Genomic DNA, 19452 nt, shown 5'->3' on the forward strand with positions numbered 1-19452 from the left:
TCTCCTTCAGCTATCCTTCTTTGCCGGATTGAGCACGAAGTCGTACTCGAGCGTGTAAAAGGGGACTTCCATGATCGAACCGTCGGGCGCACGACCAGGTTCATGGCGCAGCCAGTCGGCGATCAGCGTGGAGCGAACGCCAAACACCGCGTCCGAATCGAGATAGGTACCGCCCTTGCGGAAAATATGGGTGATCAGGGTCTGGTAGCCCGTCTGCTTGATCAAGAAATGCAGGTGAGCCGGCCGCCACGGATGCCGTTCTGTCGCGCGCAGCATGTCTCCGACCGGACCATCGTGTGGAATCGGATAAGGCTCGGCCACAATGGAACGGAAGTAGTAACGTCCATCCTGGTCGGCGCACAGGACGCCGCGCCCCTGGAACTTGCCCAGGCCGGCATATTGAACGTCATAGTAGCCGTCCTCGTCCGCTTGCCATACTTCGATACGCGCATGCGGCACCGGCTCGCCGTCCACGCCGCGTATCACCCCGGACACGAAACACGGCTCGCCCTTGGCGCCGTTGGCAACGTCGGCGCCGAGCGGGAAAACCGGCGCGTTCTCGACATGGAAAGGACCGAACACGGTCGACTCCGTGCATGCCGGCGGCTTGCGGTTATTCATGGCCATCACCAGCGTCGACAAGCCGAGCGTATCCGACAGAAGGATGAACTCCTGGCGCTTGTCACTGCACATCTGCCCGGACCGCGTTAGGAACTGGATCGCTGTCATCAATTCGTCTTCGGACAGTTCCACTTCGCGCGCGAAGTTATGCAGATGCTGGACAAGGCTAGTCAGGATCCGCTTGAGGCGCGGGTTCGGCGTGTGGGCGATTTGCTCGATGACTGCGTGTGTAATCGTGTCTTCGTTCAAATTTTGCATGGTGGCTCGCCTAAGATTTGATGGAAAATTTCTTTCGCCCGGGCGCAGGAATTGCCGCGCCAGGCGACAATCTGGTCCGGCCGTATCAACGCAAAGTCCGCTTCGTACAACGCCCGCGCTTCGGCAACCTGCAGGGTGGTTACCTTAAGGTCGATCTTTCTGCGCTCGGCTTCCTCAACCATGGCGTTGCCGCCTGCCTCATCGGCCCCCAGGACCAACAAGGTCCATTCAAAGCCAAACGCGTCAAACAGCGAACTGCCATCCGCCAACCACAAGTGGGGCGGACGGCCGCCGGGGCAGGCGCTCGGGATATATTCGTTTGCCTTGTCGGGTGGCGGCACTGTGCCGTCCGAGACGATGGCGGCGGAACCGTCATAGCGGCCGCCGAAGGTGACGCCTGGAATATTGAATTCGGCGCGGCCATGTGCCCGGAAATAATGCCCGGCCTGTTCCCGGGCGCGCGCGCCCGCAAGACTATCTTCTTCAATCTCCGAAACTGGCTTGAACAGCCCCAGCGAATCGGCAAAAGTTTTGGCGTAACTCGTATTGCGTTTGGCAATCGGCTGGCGTTCCGCCTCATAGGTGTCTAGCAGCGTGGCCGCGGCCTTGTCCTTGATGACGGCGGCGAGTTTCCAGGCGAGGTTGACCGCGTCCTCGATCGCCGTGTTATAGCCCAGCCCGCCGGCTGGCGTGAACAGGTGCACTGCATCGCCGCCCAGGAACACGCGTCCTGAGCGGAAACGATTGCTGACCAGCGAGTGGCCGGCGGTCCACGACCCGCGCGAAAGAATCTCCACCTCGACCGGGGCGCCGGCGGCGGCCTGGAACATGCGGCGGGCGTCGTCTTCAGTCAGCTCGGTCTCGACTTCATGCGGCTGGAGCTGCGTATGGAAGGCGAATTCGCCCTTGCCATCCACGGCCGCCATAAAGGCCCGGCGTTCGGTGTTGAAGCACACATTCATCCACGCCCGGGGGTGGGGGCTGGCGCGGTACAGTTCCGGGCAGCGGGCATAAATGGCGTACATGCGGCCGCCCATGAAGTCCCGGATCACCCCGGTCTCTCCGGTATAGAACAGGCCCAGTGCCTCGCGTGTCTTGCTGCGCGGGCCGTCGGCGCCCACCATGTAGCTGGCGGTCAACGTCTGCCGCAGTCCGTCCTCGACGCGCTCGACGTCGACTTCGACATGGGTATCTAGCTGCCGGAAGCCGTTCATGCGCCAGCCATAGTTGACCGACACGCCAGGGAGGCACTCTGCCTGCTTGCGTAACACCGCCTCGACGTATTTCTGCGACACGCGATGTGGCAATTCAGCCGTGCTCCAGGAGCCCGCCAGGCCGTTGACCTTCTCCCTCGCTTGTTTCGCCGACGGTAGTTCGAACCTGCCGATCTCGTGCTTGCAGAAGCGCGTGAAGTACGCGATATCCGTCGGATAGTCGGCAGGCAAGCCCAGGTTTCTTACTTCATCGGCAAAACCCAGGCGCCGGAAATGCTCCATCGTCCGCGCCTGCGTGGCGTTGGCCTGCGGGTTGAAAGCGGTGCCGGGCTTTTCGTCCACCAGCACCGCTGCTATCCCGCGTCGCCCTAATTCGTTCGCGAGCATCAGCCCGCAGGGGCCTCCTCCAATGATCACAACTGAGCTTTTGACTGGCAGCATATAGACCTCGTTTCACTATCTGATGTAGAGAGTCGCAGGGAAACTGGTAAGGCTTCCTTACTTAAATACGATAGTAAGGTAGTCTGACTACATGGTCAAGGGCGGAAGCGGGTACGATTGTCAATTGGCGCCGGTTCACGGCGGGTATTTAATGCAAAACATGACGGCAGAAAGAAAGAACACGAAAAAGACGGAGTCCCCGGCCACCAGTGCGGCTGCATATGAATGGCGCAAAAGCAACATCGGCCGGCTGTTGAATATGGCGACCCAGCGCTTTGAAAAGCGTGTGTTGGAATTGATGGCCGAAGCTGGCTATGGCGAGTTCACCTTGAGCCAGATGTCGATAACCCGCAATCTGGATGTGGGTGGCACGCGCGCGACGGAGATTGCGAAGCGGGCCGACATCACCAAACAATCCGTGGGCGAGCTAATCGGCCAGCTTGAGGAAATCGGCCTGATAGAACGCATTCCGGACCCGGATGACAAGCGTGCCCGCATCGTGCATTTCACTAATGCTGGGCTGGCCTGGCTTGAATCCTTTGAGATCGCCATCAAGCAAGCCGAGCATGAAATGCAGGACGAATTGGGTGCGACAACCTTCAAGCTGCTCAAGCAAGGCCTGGCGCAGTTTGGGGCGGACGAGGATATCTTGCGCGACTAGACTCCCAGATACTGATGAATGATGTCCGGTTCGTTACGCAAGGCGTCCGAGCTGCCGCTCCACACGACCTTTCCCTTTTCCATCACGAAGTGTCGGTCGGCAAACCTCAGCAGCGCGCCGACATTCTTGTCGATCACGATTTGCGATAAGCCTTCGCATTTCAGTTCGCTCAGGGCGTTCCAGATTTCCGCGCGGATGATGGGCGCCAGTCCCTCGGTGGCCTCGTCCAGAACCAGCAAGCGCGGATTGGTCATCAGAGCGCGCCCGATCGCCAGCATCTGCTGCTCGCCGCCGGACAACTGCCACCCCAGGTTGCCGCGGCGCTCCTTCAGGCGTGGGAAGAAGCCGTACACCCGCTCCAGCGTCCACTTCTTGCGGGACGACTCGTGCTCCCGGCTGGCCCGCGCCGTCGCCACCAGGTTTTCTTCCACCGTCAGGTTGGGAAACACCTGGCGGCCTTCCGGCACCAGGCCCAGCCCCAGCCGCGCAATCTGATGCGATGCCAGCGAATCGACCGAGCGGCCGGCGAACCGGATCGCGCCCGATTTGACGGGCAACAGGCCGAACAGGCATTTGATCGTGGTGGAACGCCCCATGCCGTTGCGCCCGAGTAGCGTAACGACTTCACCCGCCTTGACATTGAACGAGACGCCAAAGAGTGCCTGCGCATGCCCATAGGAGGCCTGCACATTCTGCACGTTGAGCAAGCTAGTCATGAGGTGCACTCCTTAATATCTTCTTCACCGAGATAGATGGCCTTGACTGCCGGGTTCTCCCTGACTTGGTCCGGAGTGCCGGTAAACATCACTCTCCCGTAGACCAACACTGTGATGCGGTCTGCCAGCGCAAATACCGCTTCCATGTCGTGCTCGATCAGCAGGATCGAATAGCGGCCTTTCAGACTTTTCAGTAGTTCGACCACCGCGCCCGATTCCTGTGGGCTCATACCCGCCATCGGCTCATCGAGCAGCAGGCACTTCGGTTGCGCCGCGAGCGCCATGGCCAGTTCCAGCTGGCGCCGCTCCCCATAGCCGAGATCGGCAGCGGGGACATCGGCCCGCCCCGCCATGCCGGTGGCCTGCAGCGCGGCTTCGGCCGCCTCGACCAGCAGCGTGCGGCCGAGCATCGGTTGCCAGAAGCGGAACCCATGTTCCTGCGCACCCAGCGCGGACAACACGGCGTTTTCGCGCACGGTGAACTCCTCAAAGACGGACGTGATCTGGTAGGAACGCAGCAAGCCCATCCGCGCGCGCCGGTGTGTCGGGAGCGCGCTCATGTCCGTGCCGGAGAACAGCACCCTGCCCTCACTGGAAGACAGTTCGCCCGACAGCTGGTTGATCAGCGTGGTCTTGCCGGCGCCGTTGGGGCCGATGATGGCATGCAGTTCGCCGGCCCGGATATCCATCGACACGTGGTCCGTGACCAGCAAGCCGCCATAACGCTTGACCAGCGCTTCTGTTCGCAACAGGTTGGCGCTCATGATTGTCCCTCCGACTTGGCTTGCACCACGGCGGCTCTGCCTCGGGGCCGGCCGTGCGTTTGCGCCAGACGTGCTTCGATTCCTTCCAGGAGGCCAACCAGGCCGGCCTTGCCGAGCAGCGCCATCAGCACGATGAGCGGGCCGAACACCACCATCCAGTGTTCGGTGAACAGCTTGATCACCTCTTCAAGCCCAAGCAAGGCAAAGGCACCTAGCAGCGCGCCGTACACCGTGCCGATACCGCCCAGTACCACCATCACGATCAGATCGCCCGACACCATCCATGACAGGGTACTGGGCGACGCAAACGCGTTCAGGTTGGCCAGCAGCATGCCGGCGATGCCGCACAGGATGGCCGAGTGCACATAGGCAGACAGCTGGTATTGCCGTGCCGGCAGGCCGATCGCATTGATGCGCCGGGCGTTGCGCTTTGCGCCGCGCAGCACCATGCCGAAGGGGGCCACGCGCAATCGCGCCATCCACCAGGTCAGGAGCGCAAGCACGGCCAGCGAGAACGCGTAGACGGTATCCGGCTGGCCCAGGTCAAGTCCGAAGAACTTCGAGGTGGCTAGGATCGTGGTGCCGTCGTCGCCGCCGTAATGCTTCAGGCTGACGAAGACGAAATAGCCCATCTGTGCGAACGCCAGCGTGATCATGATAAAGGCGATGCCTGTGGTGCGCAGGTTGATCGCGCCGGTGACCAGACCAACCAGGCCGCAGGTGACGACGCAGACCGCCAGATGGACCCATCCGCTGTCGATGCCGTAGAACGCCGGGATCGCGACGCTGTACGCGCCCAGCCCGAAAAACAGCGCATGGCCCAGGCTGACCAGGCCGCCATAGCCCAGCGCGAGATTGAGCGCGGTGGCAGCGATCGCATAGACGATGATGCGCGCGACGAAAGTGACATAAAACGGCTGCTCCAGCGCATGCGCGACAAAGGGAAGCAGGACCAGTACCGCGAACAGCAGCAGCGGCACCGCCACGGAAATCCGAAACGCGGATAGTTTGGCTTGCATTATTTTCTCCTGGCGGGGAACAGGCCCTCGGGGCGGAATGCGAGCACCAGCGCCATCAGGACATAAATCATCATCGAAGCCAGCGCCGGCCCCGCCGCATTGGCGAGGTCGCGGCTCATCAGCTCGCGCAGCAAGGTCGGCAGGAAGGCGCGCCCCAGGGTGTCGACCACCCCGACGATCAGCGCGGCATAGAAGGCGCCGCTGACGGAGCCGATGCCGCCGATCACGATCACCACCAGCGTGGTGACCAGCACCGGCTCGCCCATGCCGGTCTGCACTGACAGGACGGGCGCGGCCATGACGCCGGCAAGCCCGGCCATCGCGGCACCCAGCGCGAACAGCAGCGCATTGAGCAGTTGGATGTTCACGCCCAGCGCACCGACCATTGCCGGATTGACGGCTCCGGCGCGGATCAGCATGCCGAGCCGGGTGCGGTGCATCAGGTAGTGCGCGCCAACCGCCACCGCCAGGCCGACCGCGATGATGGCGAAGCGGTAGGCCGGATAGCTCGCGCCGAACAGATCGATCGTGCCTTCGAGGGCGGCCGGCACCGGCAGGAAGTGCGGTTGCGGGCCCCAGATCATGCGGGCTGCTTCGTTAAAGAACAGCACCATGCCGAAGGTCGCCAGCACATGATCGAGGTGGTCGCGGCTGTACAGGCGCGAGACGGCGATCCGCTCCAGCACCACGCCCAGCACAGCGCAGCCGCCCACGGCCGCCAGCACGGCAACCGTGAACGACTCGGTCTGCTGGAACGCCGCCGCCGCAAAATACGCGCCGAGCATGTACAACGAACCATGCGCCAGGTTCACGAAACTCATGATGCCGAACACCAGCGTCAGGCCGGCCGCCAGCAGGAACAGGAGTATCCCGAACTGCAGCCCGTTCAGTAATTGTGGAAGGATCAAGCTGATACTCATGACTGTTCCTATTGCGCGGCACACTGGATCCGGGCGGCGTCTGCATGGGCAGGCAGGGTTGGCGCCAGCCGCTTCACCACCGCTGCGACGTTCGCGCCGAACACCTCCGCCGTCTTAAGGTCGCCGGGGATCATCTCTTCGACTGAGGCGTCGCCAGGCGTCGCCACCAGCAAGCCAAGATAGCCGCCCAGATGGTTGATGTCGTCGCGGGTCGACGTCTTCTCGGCGGACGGATGCATGTCGGTTCCAGCCCAGAGCATCTTGTGGTGGGCGGCAAAGGTCGCCAGGTAGGAAATGGTCGATCCCTTATCACCATTCAGGCTGGCCGAATTGGTGAAGCCAGCTGCGACCTTGCCCTTCCATTCTTTCCTGAACCAGGTCTTGCTGGATGCGTCAGCAAACTTCTTGAATTGCCAGGACACATTGCCCATGTAGGTGGGGGAGCCGAAGATCATGCCGTCGGCATTCTTTAACGTTTCCCACGCGGCCTCGGGAATGTTGCCTACTCTATCGATGGCGATGAGTTCGACGGTCGCATTGGCCGATGCGGCGCCGGCCCGTACATGTTCGGCAACCCGCTTGGTGTGCCCGTAGCCGGAGTGGAAGACAATAGCGATGGTGGTCATGAATAGCGGTCCTTTCTTTCAATCTATAGATGGGTCAAGGTGTAAACGCCGGCAGCGCCTTGATCGCTTACGGTCGGCGCCCATTCTCCGGTTTGGCGGCGGTCAGTGTCGATGTATAGGTCGACACCGCCTTGATATCCTCCGGCGTGAAGTTCGTGAGAATGGCTTTCATCACATACGCTTCGTGGATGACAAAGCGCTTGGTTTTGAGAACGCCCAGCACGAATTCGAGATAGTCCGGCGACTGACCGCCTATCCTTGGAAAGATTGGCGCGATCGCACTGCCAGTCATGCCATGACAATGGATGCATGCCGGGATACCACGCTGTGAATCCCCCTCGCGGTACAGTTTTTCGCCGTGCGCCAGCAGTTCCGCATTGTTGGACGCATAGGGCCTGCCGGGCGCCTGCGACGAATAATAGGCTGCGGCGTCCAGCATGTCGCTGGCGCTCAGGTTCTGGGCGACGGGTTGCATGATCGGACTTCTGCGCTCGCCTGTTTTGAACAGCATCAATTGCGCCACAAGGTAGCTGGACAATTGCGCGGAAAGATTCGGAAACGTACTGCTGACGGCATTTCCCTGAGCGCCGTGGCATTGGGCGCAGGCCTGCATGACGATGCGCTGGCCCTTGGCAACATCACCCTGCCGGTCGCCAAAGCTGGCCTGGTTGTAGGCCGCGATGGTCCTGGCTTCGATCGCCATGCCATCCGGTCCTGCCATGGCTGGGCTCGCGACTGCCGATTCAGCGAGAATCAGCAGCCATGGCAGCGCCGCTCTCACCTCGCCTCCATAACGTCGAACTGTGCATTGCGGCGGGTCCGTCCAATGTAAAACCTGCCGGGCCCGAACGCTGCCAGATACGCCAGTCCGCCCAGCATTGCCAGCCCTTGCATGAAGTGGTTCAATTCATCCGGAAATGCCTTCATGCCGGCACTCCACGGCCAGTGGATACCAACCACCACCGGAACGCTGACCACGAAAAGCACCGAGGCGGCAGGCCGGAACTGCCAGCCGAGAATGACGCAGATACCGCCGACAAACCATACCGCAATCGTGAGGCAAAGGGCCAGCATGGGTAGCGGTATGCCCCTACCGGTCATCATTGCAGTGACGCCGTGGAACGATCCCACAAGCCCGATGCCGCTCGCGATATAGACGGTGCCGATAAGGAGCCGCCCCATCAATGCACCGCAGTTACTGATCAAATCACGTTCTTCCATGTCTTACTCCTTCACGTTTCAGCCTGTCCTCTGGCTGGCCTAGACCACCATGCAGTTGCAGCTCAGCGTCCATACCCCTCCATCGCCCTGGATCCAGCCGTGGTTATGACTGACGCCGCCGCAGAAATCGCCATTGCCGTGCACGTGGCCGCAGCCATGGTTACTGCTCTTCAGCGCCGTCCCCAGATAACTGCCCTCGTCCGCGCGCGCCACCGCCGCCGGTGACCATGCGGGGTCATACGGCAAGTCCGGCGGCGCCAGCGGCCTGAATGGCCCTTTGGCATACACCACCTGCCCGTTCATGACAGTCAGCACCGACTCGATCTTCTTGATACGTTCTTCCGGCACCGCAAAGTAATCTTCCGACAGCACCACGAGGTCCGCGAACTTGCCCGGCTCCAGCGTCCCTTTTACTTTTTCCTCGCCGGAGAACCAGGCGCTGCCAACCGTGTAGCGGCGCAGCGCTTCGAGTCGGTCGAGACGGTTGGCTGCGCCGACCAGCTGGGTGCCGCCTGCGGTCTTACCGCTGACGAACCAGTACAGTGAAATCCACGGGTTATAGCTGGCGATGCGGGTCGCATCGGTACCCGCGCCCACCGGTATGCCGGCCTTGAGCATGTCCATCACCGGCGAGGCGCGCCTGGCCGCCCCTTCGCCGTAACGCCGGATGAAGCTCTCGCCCTGGAAGTACAGGCGATCCTGCACCGCGATCCCGCCGCCCAATGCCTTTACGCGGTCGATATTGCGCTTGCTGATAATCTCGGCGTGATCCAGAATCCAGCGCACTTTCCCCAGCGGCGCATCGCGGTGCACGTTCTCCAGCACGCCCAACAGCCGGCTGATCGATTCGTCATACGTCGCGTGGAAGCGGAACGGCCAGCCCTTCTCCACGAACAAGCGGATCACCTTTTCGAAATCCTTTTCTGCCGTAGGCTGCAAGTCGGGCCGGGGCAGAATGAAGTTTGCGGAATCGAAGGCAGAGAAGGTCAAGATCTCGCCCATGCCATAGATCTTGTAAAACGGATCGTCGCTCAGCTTGACCTGTTTGATCCAGGATTCGAAGTCTGCATATTCCTTACCGGGCGAGAAGCTGAACATGCTGCAGGCCAGCCGCACGGTCATGTGCCGGCCCTGCGCCAGTTCCTTCATCAGGACATAGTCGGCCAAGTTATTGTCGGCACCACCATCGCTCACGCTGGTGATGCCCAACCGATTCAGCTCACGCATGAACTGGCGCATCGAGTTCAGGCGCGCTTGCGGTCCCAATTGCGGCGCGCGGCGCATGGCGGAATAGACCGAGAACATACTGGGCTTGGCCAGGATCACACCCGTCGGCTCGCCTTGCGCATCCTTCACGATTTCGCCGCCCGGGGGCTGGGGCGTATCCCTACCATAGCCGAGCGCCTGCACCGCAGCCTTGTTCAGCAATGCGGTATCGTAGAAATGCAGCACCATGACCGGCACGTCCGGTGAGACTGCATTCAGTTCCGCGATCGTCGGCATGCGCTGCTCGGCAAACTGGAATTCCGACCAGCCGCCGAGCACACGTACCCACTGTCCCGGCGGCGTGCGCTGCGCCTGCTCGCGCAGAATTCGCAATGCATCTACCAGCGAGGGCACATCGTCCCAGCGGACTTCCAGGTTGTATTGCAGCCCTCCGTTGATCAGGTGCATGTGCGAGTCGTTCAGGCCAGGTATCACGACGCGACCGGCGAGGTTAACGACGCGGGTTCCTGGTCCTTGCAAGCGGGCGGTCTCGGCATCGCTACCTGCCGCGAGCACTTTGCCGCCCTTCAAGGCAATCGACGATACGATGCTGTTGTGGCCGTCGAGCGTATAGATCCTGCCGTCGCGCAGGATCATGTCGGCTTCATTGGCACTTTGCACGCTGACGCAACCGGACAAAGAAATACTGGCGGCGGCTGAAGCCTTGACCAGAAATTCCCTGCGATCCATGTTGTCTCCTTCAAACCTCGGTTGAAATTGGCAATGTGCTGTCAGAGCGCTTCGCCGCTCAGCCAGGTCCGGCCGCGCTGGTATAGCGCCTCGACCTCGGGGCCGGTAAGCTGCGGCATATCGCGCTTGACGTTGTAGCCGATGCGGGTCTGGATATAGGCCAGATGCCGATAGCCTGCGGGGTACTGCGCCAGCTGCACGGCGTCCAGTTCGAGTCCGGCCCCAGGCTGCAGCGGATCGATGCGGTCTTTCTCGTAGATCGGCTGTCGCAGCACGACACCCCAGCGGCCGTCGCGTTTCTCGACGAAGTCATAGAAGCGGCCCGTGCACACCACATCGCACGGCACGCCATCGACGTCCGCGCGCTGCGAGATGGTCATCTTGGTCTGCACAATGGCGCGCTGGCCGGCCAGTTCGATCGCAGTCCCACCTAGAAAATGCAGGATGCTCACACCCTTGGCCCAGCCCTCCTGGGTCACGCGAATAAATTCCTTTGCCGGACCCTGGAACCAGGTCGCCATCATCACGCCATCGTCATGCCAGGTAGTGGCAAAGCGTTCCCAGTCGCCCGCGTCGCGCCACAGTGCCCAGTTCTCCACCAAATCGCGAATCGCCAGACGGTCCAATAGTTCATCAGTCATTGCAACTATCCTTGTTACAGCCTGATTGATAGAAGTCAGTGGCCGGTAGCCCGGTCGTAATAGCTGCGGTCGTAGTACTTCGATGGACTGCCCATTTCCTTGCTGGGCACGCCCCACTTGCTACGCAGTTTCAGCACCTGCTCCAGACCGGCCGGGTCGAGGGCAGCCCGGCGCTGGAACCCGCTTTTCTCATTCACCAATACCTTGAACGCCGCCTCCGCCATCGCCGGATTGCTGTTTGGCATGCGCTCCAGGAACAGCCGCAGCGCTTCCGCCTTGTTCGCCGGGTCATACAGCCACTCGACCCCTTTCACATAAGCGCGGATGAAGCTTTCCAACCGCGCCTGGTTTTGCTGGGCCCAACCCAGACGTACGCCGGCGACCGCCCCTTGGTAGGCGCCCAAGCGGTCCGACACCGATTCAAGCACTTTGAATCCGCGCGCCTGTGCCTGTAATTCGAACGGCGAGACCAACAAGGTGGCCGACTGCTTGCCTTCCATCAGTGCTTGAAATCGCTGCAGGACGCCGCCGACGCGTTCGACCTTGTAATCGGCCTCGCCCACGCCGGCCCGCGCCAGCAGTTCGAACAGGACCGCTGCGTATCCTGAGCTTTTGGCATCCACCGATACCGTCTTACCGCGCAGGCCGGCAATGGATTCCACACCAGGTGCTGCAACCAACTTGAGAAAACCGCGGTCCCCGCCCATGACAGCGACCAGGTCCGCGCCGACCTTGCCGGACACTTCGCCCTGCCCTTCGCGATAGGCGATCAGGTTGTCCACGGCGGTCATGGCGATATCGAATTTTCCGTCGATCAGATTTGTCATCTGGAACACCGAACTGGGGGTGGGCGTCACGTTCACGGCTACGCCTTCCACCGTGAAGAAGCCCTTGTCCTGGGCCACCCACAGCGGCCAGTTGGAACCGCCAGGGAATATGATGAGTTCAATCGGCCTTTCGGCCGCCGCGGATATGCCGGCGATACACGCCAGCACCAACGTCAACGCGATTCTCTTGATGCAATTCATGAAATTGCCTCCTCGGCAAGCAGCGGATTTAGAGGAAGTGGCGCAAGTCAATCATCAGGCCGATTTGCGATCCAGCCGCCACCGTGTTGCTGGCCACGTCGCTGACAATACCCGAGAGGTTGAGCGCACCGCCGTTCGCGATATGCCTTTTATTTGAGAACTCAGGCAAAGCGTCCCCGATGGAGGGGACCTCGAGGCTGCCTCCTGACAACGGTGTGCTCCGGTTTCAGACCTTCCTATTTGGGCTTGCACTGCCCCGCGTAGGCGTCCGTATGCTCTTTCAATACATCGGCCGCCAGCAGCTTGAACTCGGGCCGGCCGGCCGCGCCCTTGGCTACCTGGTAGATGTGGTAGTTCTGTACTGGGAAGTTGTTCTTGCCGAATTTGAAGTCGCCCCGTACCGACTTGAATTGCGCATTCTTGATTGCTGCCGTCAGCGCCTTGTGGTCGGCGGCATTGCCCTTGAGGGTGCGGATGGCCGCATCGAGCAGCATCGCTGCGTCGTAGCTAAACGCCGCGTAAGGCGACGGCGTGCGTCCGTAGCGCTTCTCGAAAGCCGCGACAAACTGCTTTGATTGCGGATTGGGCGCGCCGGGTGCCCAGGTATCGCCCACGATGGCGCCAGCCGCCGCCGCGCTCATCGCGTCCGCGGCGGCGCCTTCGATGGTATTGGAAGTATGCAGAGGAATCTTGGTCTGCAGCCCGGCCTGCTGGAACTGCCGGACAAACGTAACGCCCATCCCGCCCGGATAGAAGGCATAGACCGCTTGCGGCTTGGACACCGACAATTGGGTCAGCTCAGCGGAAAAATCGAGCTGATTGAGCGGGGTGTAGATCTCATCGACGATCTCCCCCTTGTAGTAGCGCTTCAGGCCCTGGATCTTGTCCTTGCCGCCGACGAAGTTCGGCGTCAACGTGCTGACGCGCTTGATGCCCTTGTCCTCGAGATACTTGCCGACTGCCTCTGCCGGCACGTCGCTCTGCCAGGACATCACAAACTGGTTGGGCTTGCACTGGCTGCCAGCCACAGGGGACGGACCGGCGACGGTGCCGATGAACGGCAGATCGGTCGAGGCAATGCGGTTCTGCATCGCCATCATAATGTTGGCGAAAGTCATTCCAACGATCAGGTCGACCTTGTCCCTGTCGATCAGCTTGGCAAGCGCATTCATCGCCACCTCGGGCTTTTGCTGGTCATCCTCCTTGGTGACCGAGGCGGCGACGCCGCCCAGCTTGCCGGATAACTGATCGAGCGCCAGGCTAAAGCCGTCGACCTGGTCGCGCCCGACATCGGCGCTCGGTCCCGACAGGGTCGCCAGGAAGCCGACTTTGACGTCCGCCATCGCCGCCGGGGCGATGCCGGCAATCATCATTGCTACCAGTGCCCAGTTGAGTTTAGTTTTCATATCTGTCTCCACTCTTATTCTCAAGGAAGGCCATCAAGCGACGGTGGTCTCCAATTCACCGAGCCCTGCGATCCATACCCTCATCACATCGCCGCGCTTCAGAAAGGTCCCGCTTTCCGCGCCCACGCCCGCCGGGGTGCCGGTCAGGATGATGTCGCCGGGATGCAGGTCGACGCGGTGACTCAGATAGGAAATCTGATCCGCCACGCCATACAGGTGGTTGCGCGTGTTGGAATCCTGTTTTAGTTCGCCGTTCAGCCATAACTTGATGTCAAGGTCTTCGGGAGACTCGACAAAGGCCGCCGGTGTCAGGAATGGGCCGATGGGGCAGGAACCGTTGAAGCATTTGTGTCCGATCCAGTCGAAGCGGAATGGCGAGCTGACATCGATCTTCTCCCGCTTCAGGTGGTCGCGAGCTGACAAGTCATTCGAGCAGGAATAGCCGGCGACGAACTGCAAAGCGTCATCCACGCTGACCTTGGAGGCGCGGCGGCCAATCACGACGGCCAGTTCCGCTTCCCAATCGAGCATGTTGCTGTGGGCGGGGAACGACACGACCTCACGATGCCCGGCCAGGCTGCCCTTCCCAGCCTTCAGAAAATGCCAGGGCGGAATGCCTTCCGCCTTCGGATCCACCACCAGCTTGTGGTTCAGCGCGCGGCTCATGGCTTCCACGTGGTCGCGATAATTGGCGCCGGCGCAATAGATCACGCCGGGGTGCGGGACCGGCGGCAGGAAAGTGACGGCGTCCGCGGACAGCCTATAGTCGACGTATGTGTCCGGGGATGCGGGCAAGGCATCGGCGATGGCGAGCAGTTGGGCATGCGCGCTGTCCCAATTATCCAGCAGCTCCATCACCGATTTCCCGGCCAACGAGCTACCCGTGGCAGCGCGAGCCAAATCGAACAATTGCTGGTTGACGGCGATACCCGTCCCTGCGGCCCCGTTCTTGTCCGCATACGTAAAAAGCTGGTATTTCATTGTTTTCCTATCGGAGTAGGTATGACTGGTCCGAGAAGCGCAGCGTCACCGTGATGCCGCCTTCCATGAGCAGCCATTTCCTGATTGATGGCGTATATACCCGCTCCCGGACAAACGGATCCCGGGACAGTATTTGTTGCGCTTCTTCCATTGATGCCGCACGCACGATCGACATTCCCCCCAGGGCACCCGGCACACCGCCTTCTTCCCCGAACGGACCGGATGCGAACAACTCCCCGCGCTGCTCGGCGGCGATTGCCCACTGCAGGTGCGCTTCCAGCAGCGCGCTGAAGCGCGACAGGTCGTTCGGTGTCCGCAGCGCGACGTACAAAGGCTTTTGCACCATATTCGCCAGCAGGGCGCGGACGCTGTCGTTGATGTCCATGTCAGTCCGGCAGTTCGAAGTTCATCGGAAATTCTGGCGGCGGCGGCTCGCTGGCCCATACCGCGGTCAGTTCGTCCGGCGTGACATTCAAGGGCACCCAGCCGCTGTCGTCTTCCGGAATGATGTCGATGTCCCAGAAGTACTCCACCAGGCTATTCCACGGATCGCGGATGTAATGAAAGTAATTCGATCCACCCACGTGACGGCCGGGGCCGAACGCGCTCTTGTAGCCGGCACGCACCATAGTCTGCGCGCCGATCTCGATCTCATCGAAATCGCCGACTTCGAAACTCAGGTGGTGCAAGCCAGTATGCGTGCTCTTCGCGAACGCCAGGATGTGATGGTCGCCGCCCTGCGCGCCGCGCAGGAAGGCCAGGATGTCTTGCGCGCGGTCGGACATCTTCAGCCCCAGCACCTGCATGTAGAAATCGGCAGAGCGGTCGACGTCCGGGGTGAACTTGATCAGGTGCCCAAGGCGGCGTGGCCGCGCCCGCTTTTGCATGGACGCGACATCGCAAGCGCGGGTGCCGATGCGGCGGTAGCGCCCGGGCGCGTTGACTTCCGGCGGCGCCACCATCAGGGATGGCACCGCTTCCTCAACTTGCACGTTGAGCCAGTCGCCGTGCGGGTCCTGGAACCAAATGCCGCCGAAGGGCACACGGAAAGGTGCATCCACGACCACCACGCCGGCACGCTCCAGCTGACTTTTCAATGTCTGCATCCCAGCCGCGTCGGTGCCCAGCGAGACATAGCTCAAGCGCTTTTTCGGCCCTAGCATCATACGGATCTGATCCTGCGCCCGGTCGGGACAGCGCAACACCAGGTCGTTGCCGCAGGCATGCGCTTCCAGGCCAAATAGCTCATAAAAGGCGCGGCCGATTTCGAGATCGGGTACGGTCATGCCGACGTGAAGCAGCGAGTGGATCATCGCAATGTCTTCCTAATATGTGAGGGGAGAAAACGGCAGCTGCGTCAGCGGCTCGCAATCCTTGTGGATGACAATGTGCCCCGCCTTACAGAGAAAGACGCGCCATTCGGGCTTGACCGACAAGGCGGGGCGGCGTTGCACGCGATCGTCAAAGCGAGCGTCTCGATGATCACGTTACGCTCGTTGTTGTGTCTTCTGTTACGACTCCGATTCCAGCAGCTTGATGACCGCCGCGGCGTCCTCGTCGCAAATGTCGCTGTCGATAGCGCGGTAAAAATACGGGGCGGCCGCCGAAAAGAGAGGCGTGGCGACACCCAGTTCATCGGCCAATGCACCGCCCAGGTCGAGGTACTTTTTCAGTGTGACAAACGGCCCGATCGCCGGCGTGAAAGCACGCGCCGCCATCATCGGTGCGCGAATCGCGAACATGGTCGAACTGCCCGCACCATGCTTGATCACATCGGCAACCATGTGCGGATCGAAGCCGGCCTTGGCACCAAGGTTCATCGCCTCCGCCGCGGCGAGAATATGAATCGATAGCAAATAATTGGCGATCAGTTTCATGGCCACCGCCGCGCCATATTCGCCGATGTGGAAATGATGGGTCGTGATGGCATCGAGCACCGGCTTGCATTCTTCGATAAGCTCCCTGGAGCCGCCCAAGTACAGCGAGGCCTTGCGCTGCGTCACCATCGGCGGTGAGCCGCTGACCTCGGACTCGAGCACCCGACCGCCGCGTTCCCGGATACGTTCGGCCTGCTCGATCTTGAATGCCTTGCTATAGGTGCTGAGCTCGATGACTATCTGCCCGGGCTTGAGCGCCTCCAGGACGCCATTGGGGCCCTGCAAGACATCCAGCTCCGCCTGTTCACTTGGCAGGCAAAGCAGCAGGATATCGGCTTGGCGGGTGACTTCGGCCGGGCTGTCGAGCGCCTGACCACCGCGGGCGACGAACTCTTCCCGGCCGGTGCGGCGGAAGCCGGCCACCCGGTGGCCGGCCTCGATCAGATTCGTGGCGATCGGCAGCCCAAGCTGGCCGAGGCCGATCACGCCGACGATTGCTGGGGTGCCCATGTCTCTGTCTCCGCGTCATTTCTGTATGTTTAGGGGTATTCTAGTGACGCATTTTTCATTAAACTATATCGATTCTTAGAATCCATAGTATTAACAGGATTTATAGTTTTGCTGCGCGGACGGCGGCGGAGCACCAACTCATGAAAGACCTCAACTTGTTATATGTCTTCGAAGCCTTGTGGCGCGACCGGTCGGTGACGGGCGCGGCGGAAAACCTAGGGCTGACGCAGGCGGCGGTCAGCAGTGCGCTAAAGCGGATGCGGACGGAGCACGGCGACAAGATGTTCACGCTGGTCGGCCGGCGCATGGAACCGACGCCCCACACCACGGCCATTGCCCAGCAATTGCTGGATGCGCTGGCAATGATCCGCAATACCCTCGTAGAAGAGGCGAGCTTCGACCCGCTCACTTCCCGCCGGCTCTTTACTGTACGCACGCGCGACATCGGCGAAGTAGTACACCTCCCTGCATTGATGCAAAGACTTGAGGTAGCAGCACCCCATATCAAGGTGCGGACTGTATTCAAGCCGATCGATGAAACGCTGAGCGGGTTGGCCAACGGCAGGATCGATTTCGCGCTCGGCTTCCTGCCGGCGCTGGAAACCGGCATTCATCGCCGCCAGCTGTTCAGTCAGCACTATGTCTGCGTCATGCGCAAGGGGCATCCCTTGGCGAAACACGAACTGAGCACCGAACTCTTCTGCGAGCAACAGCATTTGCTCGTGGAGTATTCCGGCAGTGGGCACCAAGTTCTGGAAAAGGCATTAATCGACGCGGGTGCCCGGCACCAGATCAAATTGCGCCTGCCGCAGTACCTGTCCGCCCCGCACTTCATCATTGCCTCGGACCTCTTATGGTGCGCGCCCGAGATTCTGGTTCAGAGGCTGATGCCGCACTTTGAGATAATCACCAAACCGGTCCCCCTACAGCTGCCCGACTTTGATATCGGCATTTACTGGCACGATCGGTATCACCGCGACCCTGGAAACAAGTGGCTGCGCGACTTTATCGTCACAGTGGTGAGCGATGATTTCCAGGCGCAGGCGTGACGACCGCTGCTTCTACCTTAAGGAACTCGGCCACCTTCCCCGAAAAATCGATGAGGGCCATGACTCGCCTGGAGCGCTGCACGACATGCTGATCTCTATGAATGGGGAGAGTGCCCCGGGAAGTTGCTGACACCCCGCAGTCGGCCATCTCCCTAACGCAGCACAGGCCATTTCGTGGGTTTACTGCATTTCTAAGTTATTCGTCCCATTAGTCTGTGATCGTTTGGCACTCTCGCATGAGAACTCTCGAAGAAAGCCCTCATGCGACAGCCCGTTTAATCTGGAAAGGTACCTACACTGCGACGTCACCGCGCTCGCCAGGAAAGCTTGCTGCCTACAATAGCCACGGAAACCCTTGACAGACAGCCTGTTCAGCATAGACGGCGACATGGTGCCGCTCGCCGACTGCTGGCACAGGCCGACCATGACGCTTCGATCGTGCACGATGCCCCACTGCATTCGCGTGCTGGAGGCTAGGACGGGGCGCAATGGCGCACCTGAGGCTGATCTCCGAGCGCCTCATCTCCGACACGCTAGGCAAGGCATGCGGGGTTCCGTTACCCTGAGTTCAGGGAGAACCCCCGCACTGCCCTTCCCTGCATCCGTGCATGATATCGACAGCCAGTTTGACAACGTGGACCGCTCCTGCGTTATTTATCCAAATCGGTTTAATCTGCCGGCACTCGCCTGGCAGCTCGCACAAAGCCCGTAAAGAGTCAGCGTGTGGTTGCGCAGGACGAACCCCTTTTCCTTGGCAATTTCGATCCGCCGAACCTCTATTTTTGGGTCGCAAAACTCGCCAGCTGTCCGGCACTGGACGCATATCAAATGATCATGATCGCCTTCGTTCAACTCAAAAATGGTTGAACTGTTTTCGAATTTTTGACAAGTCAGTAGCTTTTCTTGCACTAATAGGCGAAGAACTCGATATACAGTTGACAAACCAATATTTCTATTTTCATTTAGAAATCTACGAAAAATGTCTTCTGCGGTCAAGTGCAGATGTGCCTTCTCCTGGAACATCGAAAGGATAAGCATACGAGGCACAGTACGCCGCAGACCTGTAGCACTCAGCTCGCTCCAAGAGCTAAATTCTCCCTGAACTTTCTCCATAGATATCATGCCAAAATGCCGATGGCATTGAGACTCGCTCATTATGCAAAAAAAAATGACCCCACCACTACACTTAATGATGGTGGATTCGTGAAACATTGCGCAGCCCAAGCGCAACGGCTGACTTGCACTCTCGCCAGCGAGCTGTAGTAAATCCTCAACTAGACCAGACACTTTCACCCAACACGCAGCGGCGCCGCGCCAGGGATACAACTCTAAGGTCATGAGGAAGACACAGCCCTGGCTCTCCCCACAGATCGTTGATACTACGGTTCGTTAAAATAGCGCGCGATTTGGGATAAATCGGACTGATTCGCCAGTGCGAGCATCAAAAGAATGCGTGCCTTCTGCGGGTTCAGGATACCGGCACCGAGACTCTCAGGCTTTGTTGTCGTAAAGCCGCTTCCCGTCCGGCTTGAGCGAATCACCG

21 protein-coding genes are annotated in these 19452 nt (G+C 60.5%); 2 read left to right on the forward strand and 19 right to left on the reverse strand.

Going from position 1 to position 19452, the window contains the following annotated elements; translation table 11 throughout:
* Positions 1–6 precede the first annotated feature (6 nt).
* Together CTP10_RS35440 and CTP10_RS35445 are read right to left on the reverse strand one after the other, a co-directional pair.
* On the reverse strand, positions 7–879 hold the full coding sequence (locus CTP10_RS35440; RefSeq protein ID WP_116322487.1) for an intradiol ring-cleavage dioxygenase: 873 nt from the start codon (positions 877–879) through the stop codon (positions 7–9).
* Complete coding sequence (locus tag CTP10_RS35445) at positions 867–2480, reverse strand: FAD-dependent oxidoreductase (protein WP_233528334.1); 1614 nt, start codon at positions 2478–2480, stop codon at positions 867–869. Before CTP10_RS35445 ends, CTP10_RS35440 begins: the two co-directional genes overlap by 13 nt.
* Positions 2481–2685: 205 nt before the next feature.
* Between CTP10_RS35445 and CTP10_RS35450 the strand changes: the two genes are divergently transcribed.
* Complete coding sequence (locus tag CTP10_RS35450; protein ID WP_199414689.1) at positions 2686–3195, forward strand: MarR family winged helix-turn-helix transcriptional regulator; 510 nt, start codon at positions 2686–2688, stop codon at positions 3193–3195.
* Here the strand turns inward: CTP10_RS35450 and CTP10_RS35455 are convergent.
* The 15 genes from CTP10_RS35455 to CTP10_RS35525 form a co-directional block, all read right to left on the reverse strand.
* Positions 3192–3911, reverse strand: coding sequence for an ABC transporter ATP-binding protein (locus CTP10_RS35455; protein WP_116322490.1), 720 nt, complete (start codon positions 3909–3911; stop codon positions 3192–3194). The genes CTP10_RS35450 and CTP10_RS35455 overlap by 4 nt on opposite strands.
* Positions 3908–4675, reverse strand: a complete 768-nt coding sequence (locus tag CTP10_RS35460) for an ABC transporter ATP-binding protein (RefSeq protein ID WP_116322491.1) — start codon at positions 4673–4675, stop codon at positions 3908–3910. The genes CTP10_RS35455 and CTP10_RS35460 overlap by 4 nt, the downstream gene beginning before the upstream one ends.
* Positions 4672–5694: a branched-chain amino acid ABC transporter permease gene (locus CTP10_RS35465; protein WP_116322492.1), complete on the reverse strand. Its 1023-nt coding sequence runs from the start codon at positions 5692–5694 to the stop codon at positions 4672–4674. The genes CTP10_RS35460 and CTP10_RS35465 overlap by 4 nt, the downstream gene beginning before the upstream one ends.
* Positions 5694–6614 (reverse strand): branched-chain amino acid ABC transporter permease, encoded by a 921-nt coding sequence (locus tag CTP10_RS35470; protein ID WP_116322493.1) that lies wholly within the window; start codon positions 6612–6614, stop codon positions 5694–5696. Before CTP10_RS35470 ends, CTP10_RS35465 begins: the two co-directional genes overlap by 1 nt.
* Positions 6615–6622: 8 nt before the next feature.
* Entirely contained in the window at positions 6623–7240 is a 618-nt protein-coding gene (locus tag CTP10_RS35475; protein ID WP_116322494.1) for a flavodoxin family protein, read from the reverse strand.
* A 67-nt stretch (positions 7241–7307) separates the two neighbouring features.
* Positions 7308–7943 carry a c-type cytochrome gene (locus CTP10_RS35480; RefSeq protein ID WP_158577725.1) on the reverse strand — a complete coding sequence of 212 codons (636 nt, stop codon included), beginning with the start codon at positions 7941–7943 and terminating at the stop codon, positions 7308–7310.
* A gap of 74 nt (positions 7944–8017) precedes the next feature.
* Positions 8018–8461, reverse strand: coding sequence for a DoxX family protein (locus CTP10_RS35485; protein ID WP_116322496.1), 444 nt, complete (start codon positions 8459–8461; stop codon positions 8018–8020).
* A gap of 39 nt (positions 8462–8500) precedes the next feature.
* Positions 8501–10324 (reverse strand): amidohydrolase, encoded by a 1824-nt coding sequence (locus tag CTP10_RS35490; RefSeq protein ID WP_411860274.1) that lies wholly within the window; start codon positions 10322–10324, stop codon positions 8501–8503.
* Positions 10325–10458: 134 nt separating this feature from the next.
* Positions 10459–11058 (reverse strand): nuclear transport factor 2 family protein, encoded by a 600-nt coding sequence (locus tag CTP10_RS35495; protein ID WP_116322498.1) that lies wholly within the window; start codon positions 11056–11058, stop codon positions 10459–10461.
* A 35-nt stretch (positions 11059–11093) separates the two neighbouring features.
* Positions 11094–12086, reverse strand: a complete 993-nt coding sequence (locus tag CTP10_RS35500) for an ABC transporter substrate-binding protein (RefSeq protein ID WP_116322499.1) — start codon at positions 12084–12086, stop codon at positions 11094–11096.
* Between the two features lie 236 nt (positions 12087–12322).
* Entirely contained in the window at positions 12323–13456 is a 1134-nt protein-coding gene (locus CTP10_RS35505; protein WP_233528335.1) for an ABC transporter substrate-binding protein, read from the reverse strand.
* A gap of 69 nt (positions 13457–13525) precedes the next feature.
* The gene (locus CTP10_RS35510) at positions 13526–14473 is read right to left on the reverse strand and encodes a fumarylacetoacetate hydrolase family protein (protein ID WP_116322502.1); all 948 of its coding nucleotides are present in this window, start codon (positions 14471–14473) and stop codon (positions 13526–13528) included.
* A 7-nt stretch (positions 14474–14480) separates the two neighbouring features.
* Positions 14481–14858 (reverse strand): YciI family protein, encoded by a 378-nt coding sequence (locus CTP10_RS35515; RefSeq protein ID WP_116322503.1) that lies wholly within the window; start codon positions 14856–14858, stop codon positions 14481–14483.
* 1 nt (position 14859) lies between these two features.
* The gene (locus CTP10_RS35520; protein WP_116322504.1) at positions 14860–15786 is read right to left on the reverse strand and encodes a VOC family protein; all 927 of its coding nucleotides are present in this window, start codon (positions 15784–15786) and stop codon (positions 14860–14862) included.
* Between the two features lie 198 nt (positions 15787–15984).
* The gene (locus CTP10_RS35525) at positions 15985–16860 is read right to left on the reverse strand and encodes an NAD(P)-dependent oxidoreductase (protein WP_116322505.1); all 876 of its coding nucleotides are present in this window, start codon (positions 16858–16860) and stop codon (positions 15985–15987) included.
* A gap of 140 nt (positions 16861–17000) precedes the next feature.
* Between CTP10_RS35525 and CTP10_RS35530 the strand changes: the two genes are divergently transcribed.
* Positions 17001–17909, forward strand: coding sequence for a LysR family transcriptional regulator (locus CTP10_RS35530; protein WP_116322506.1), 909 nt, complete (start codon positions 17001–17003; stop codon positions 17907–17909).
* A 654-nt stretch (positions 17910–18563) separates the two neighbouring features.
* On the opposite strand, the gene CTP10_RS41200 is transcribed toward CTP10_RS35530, so the two are convergent.
* Both CTP10_RS41200 and CTP10_RS41205 read right to left on the reverse strand, forming a co-directional pair.
* A complete protein-coding gene (locus CTP10_RS41200) occupies positions 18564–19247 on the reverse strand; it encodes a Fur family transcriptional regulator (RefSeq protein ID WP_317920083.1) in 684 nt (227 codons plus the stop codon).
* A 41-nt stretch (positions 19248–19288) separates the two neighbouring features.
* Positions 19289–19450: a hypothetical protein gene (locus tag CTP10_RS41205; protein WP_334223329.1), complete on the reverse strand. Its 162-nt coding sequence runs from the start codon at positions 19448–19450 to the stop codon at positions 19289–19291.
* Positions 19451–19452 lie beyond the last annotated feature (2 nt).

The organism is Cupriavidus sp. P-10 (assembly GCF_003402535.2).
GTDB lineage: Bacteria > Pseudomonadota > Gammaproteobacteria > Burkholderiales > Burkholderiaceae > Cupriavidus.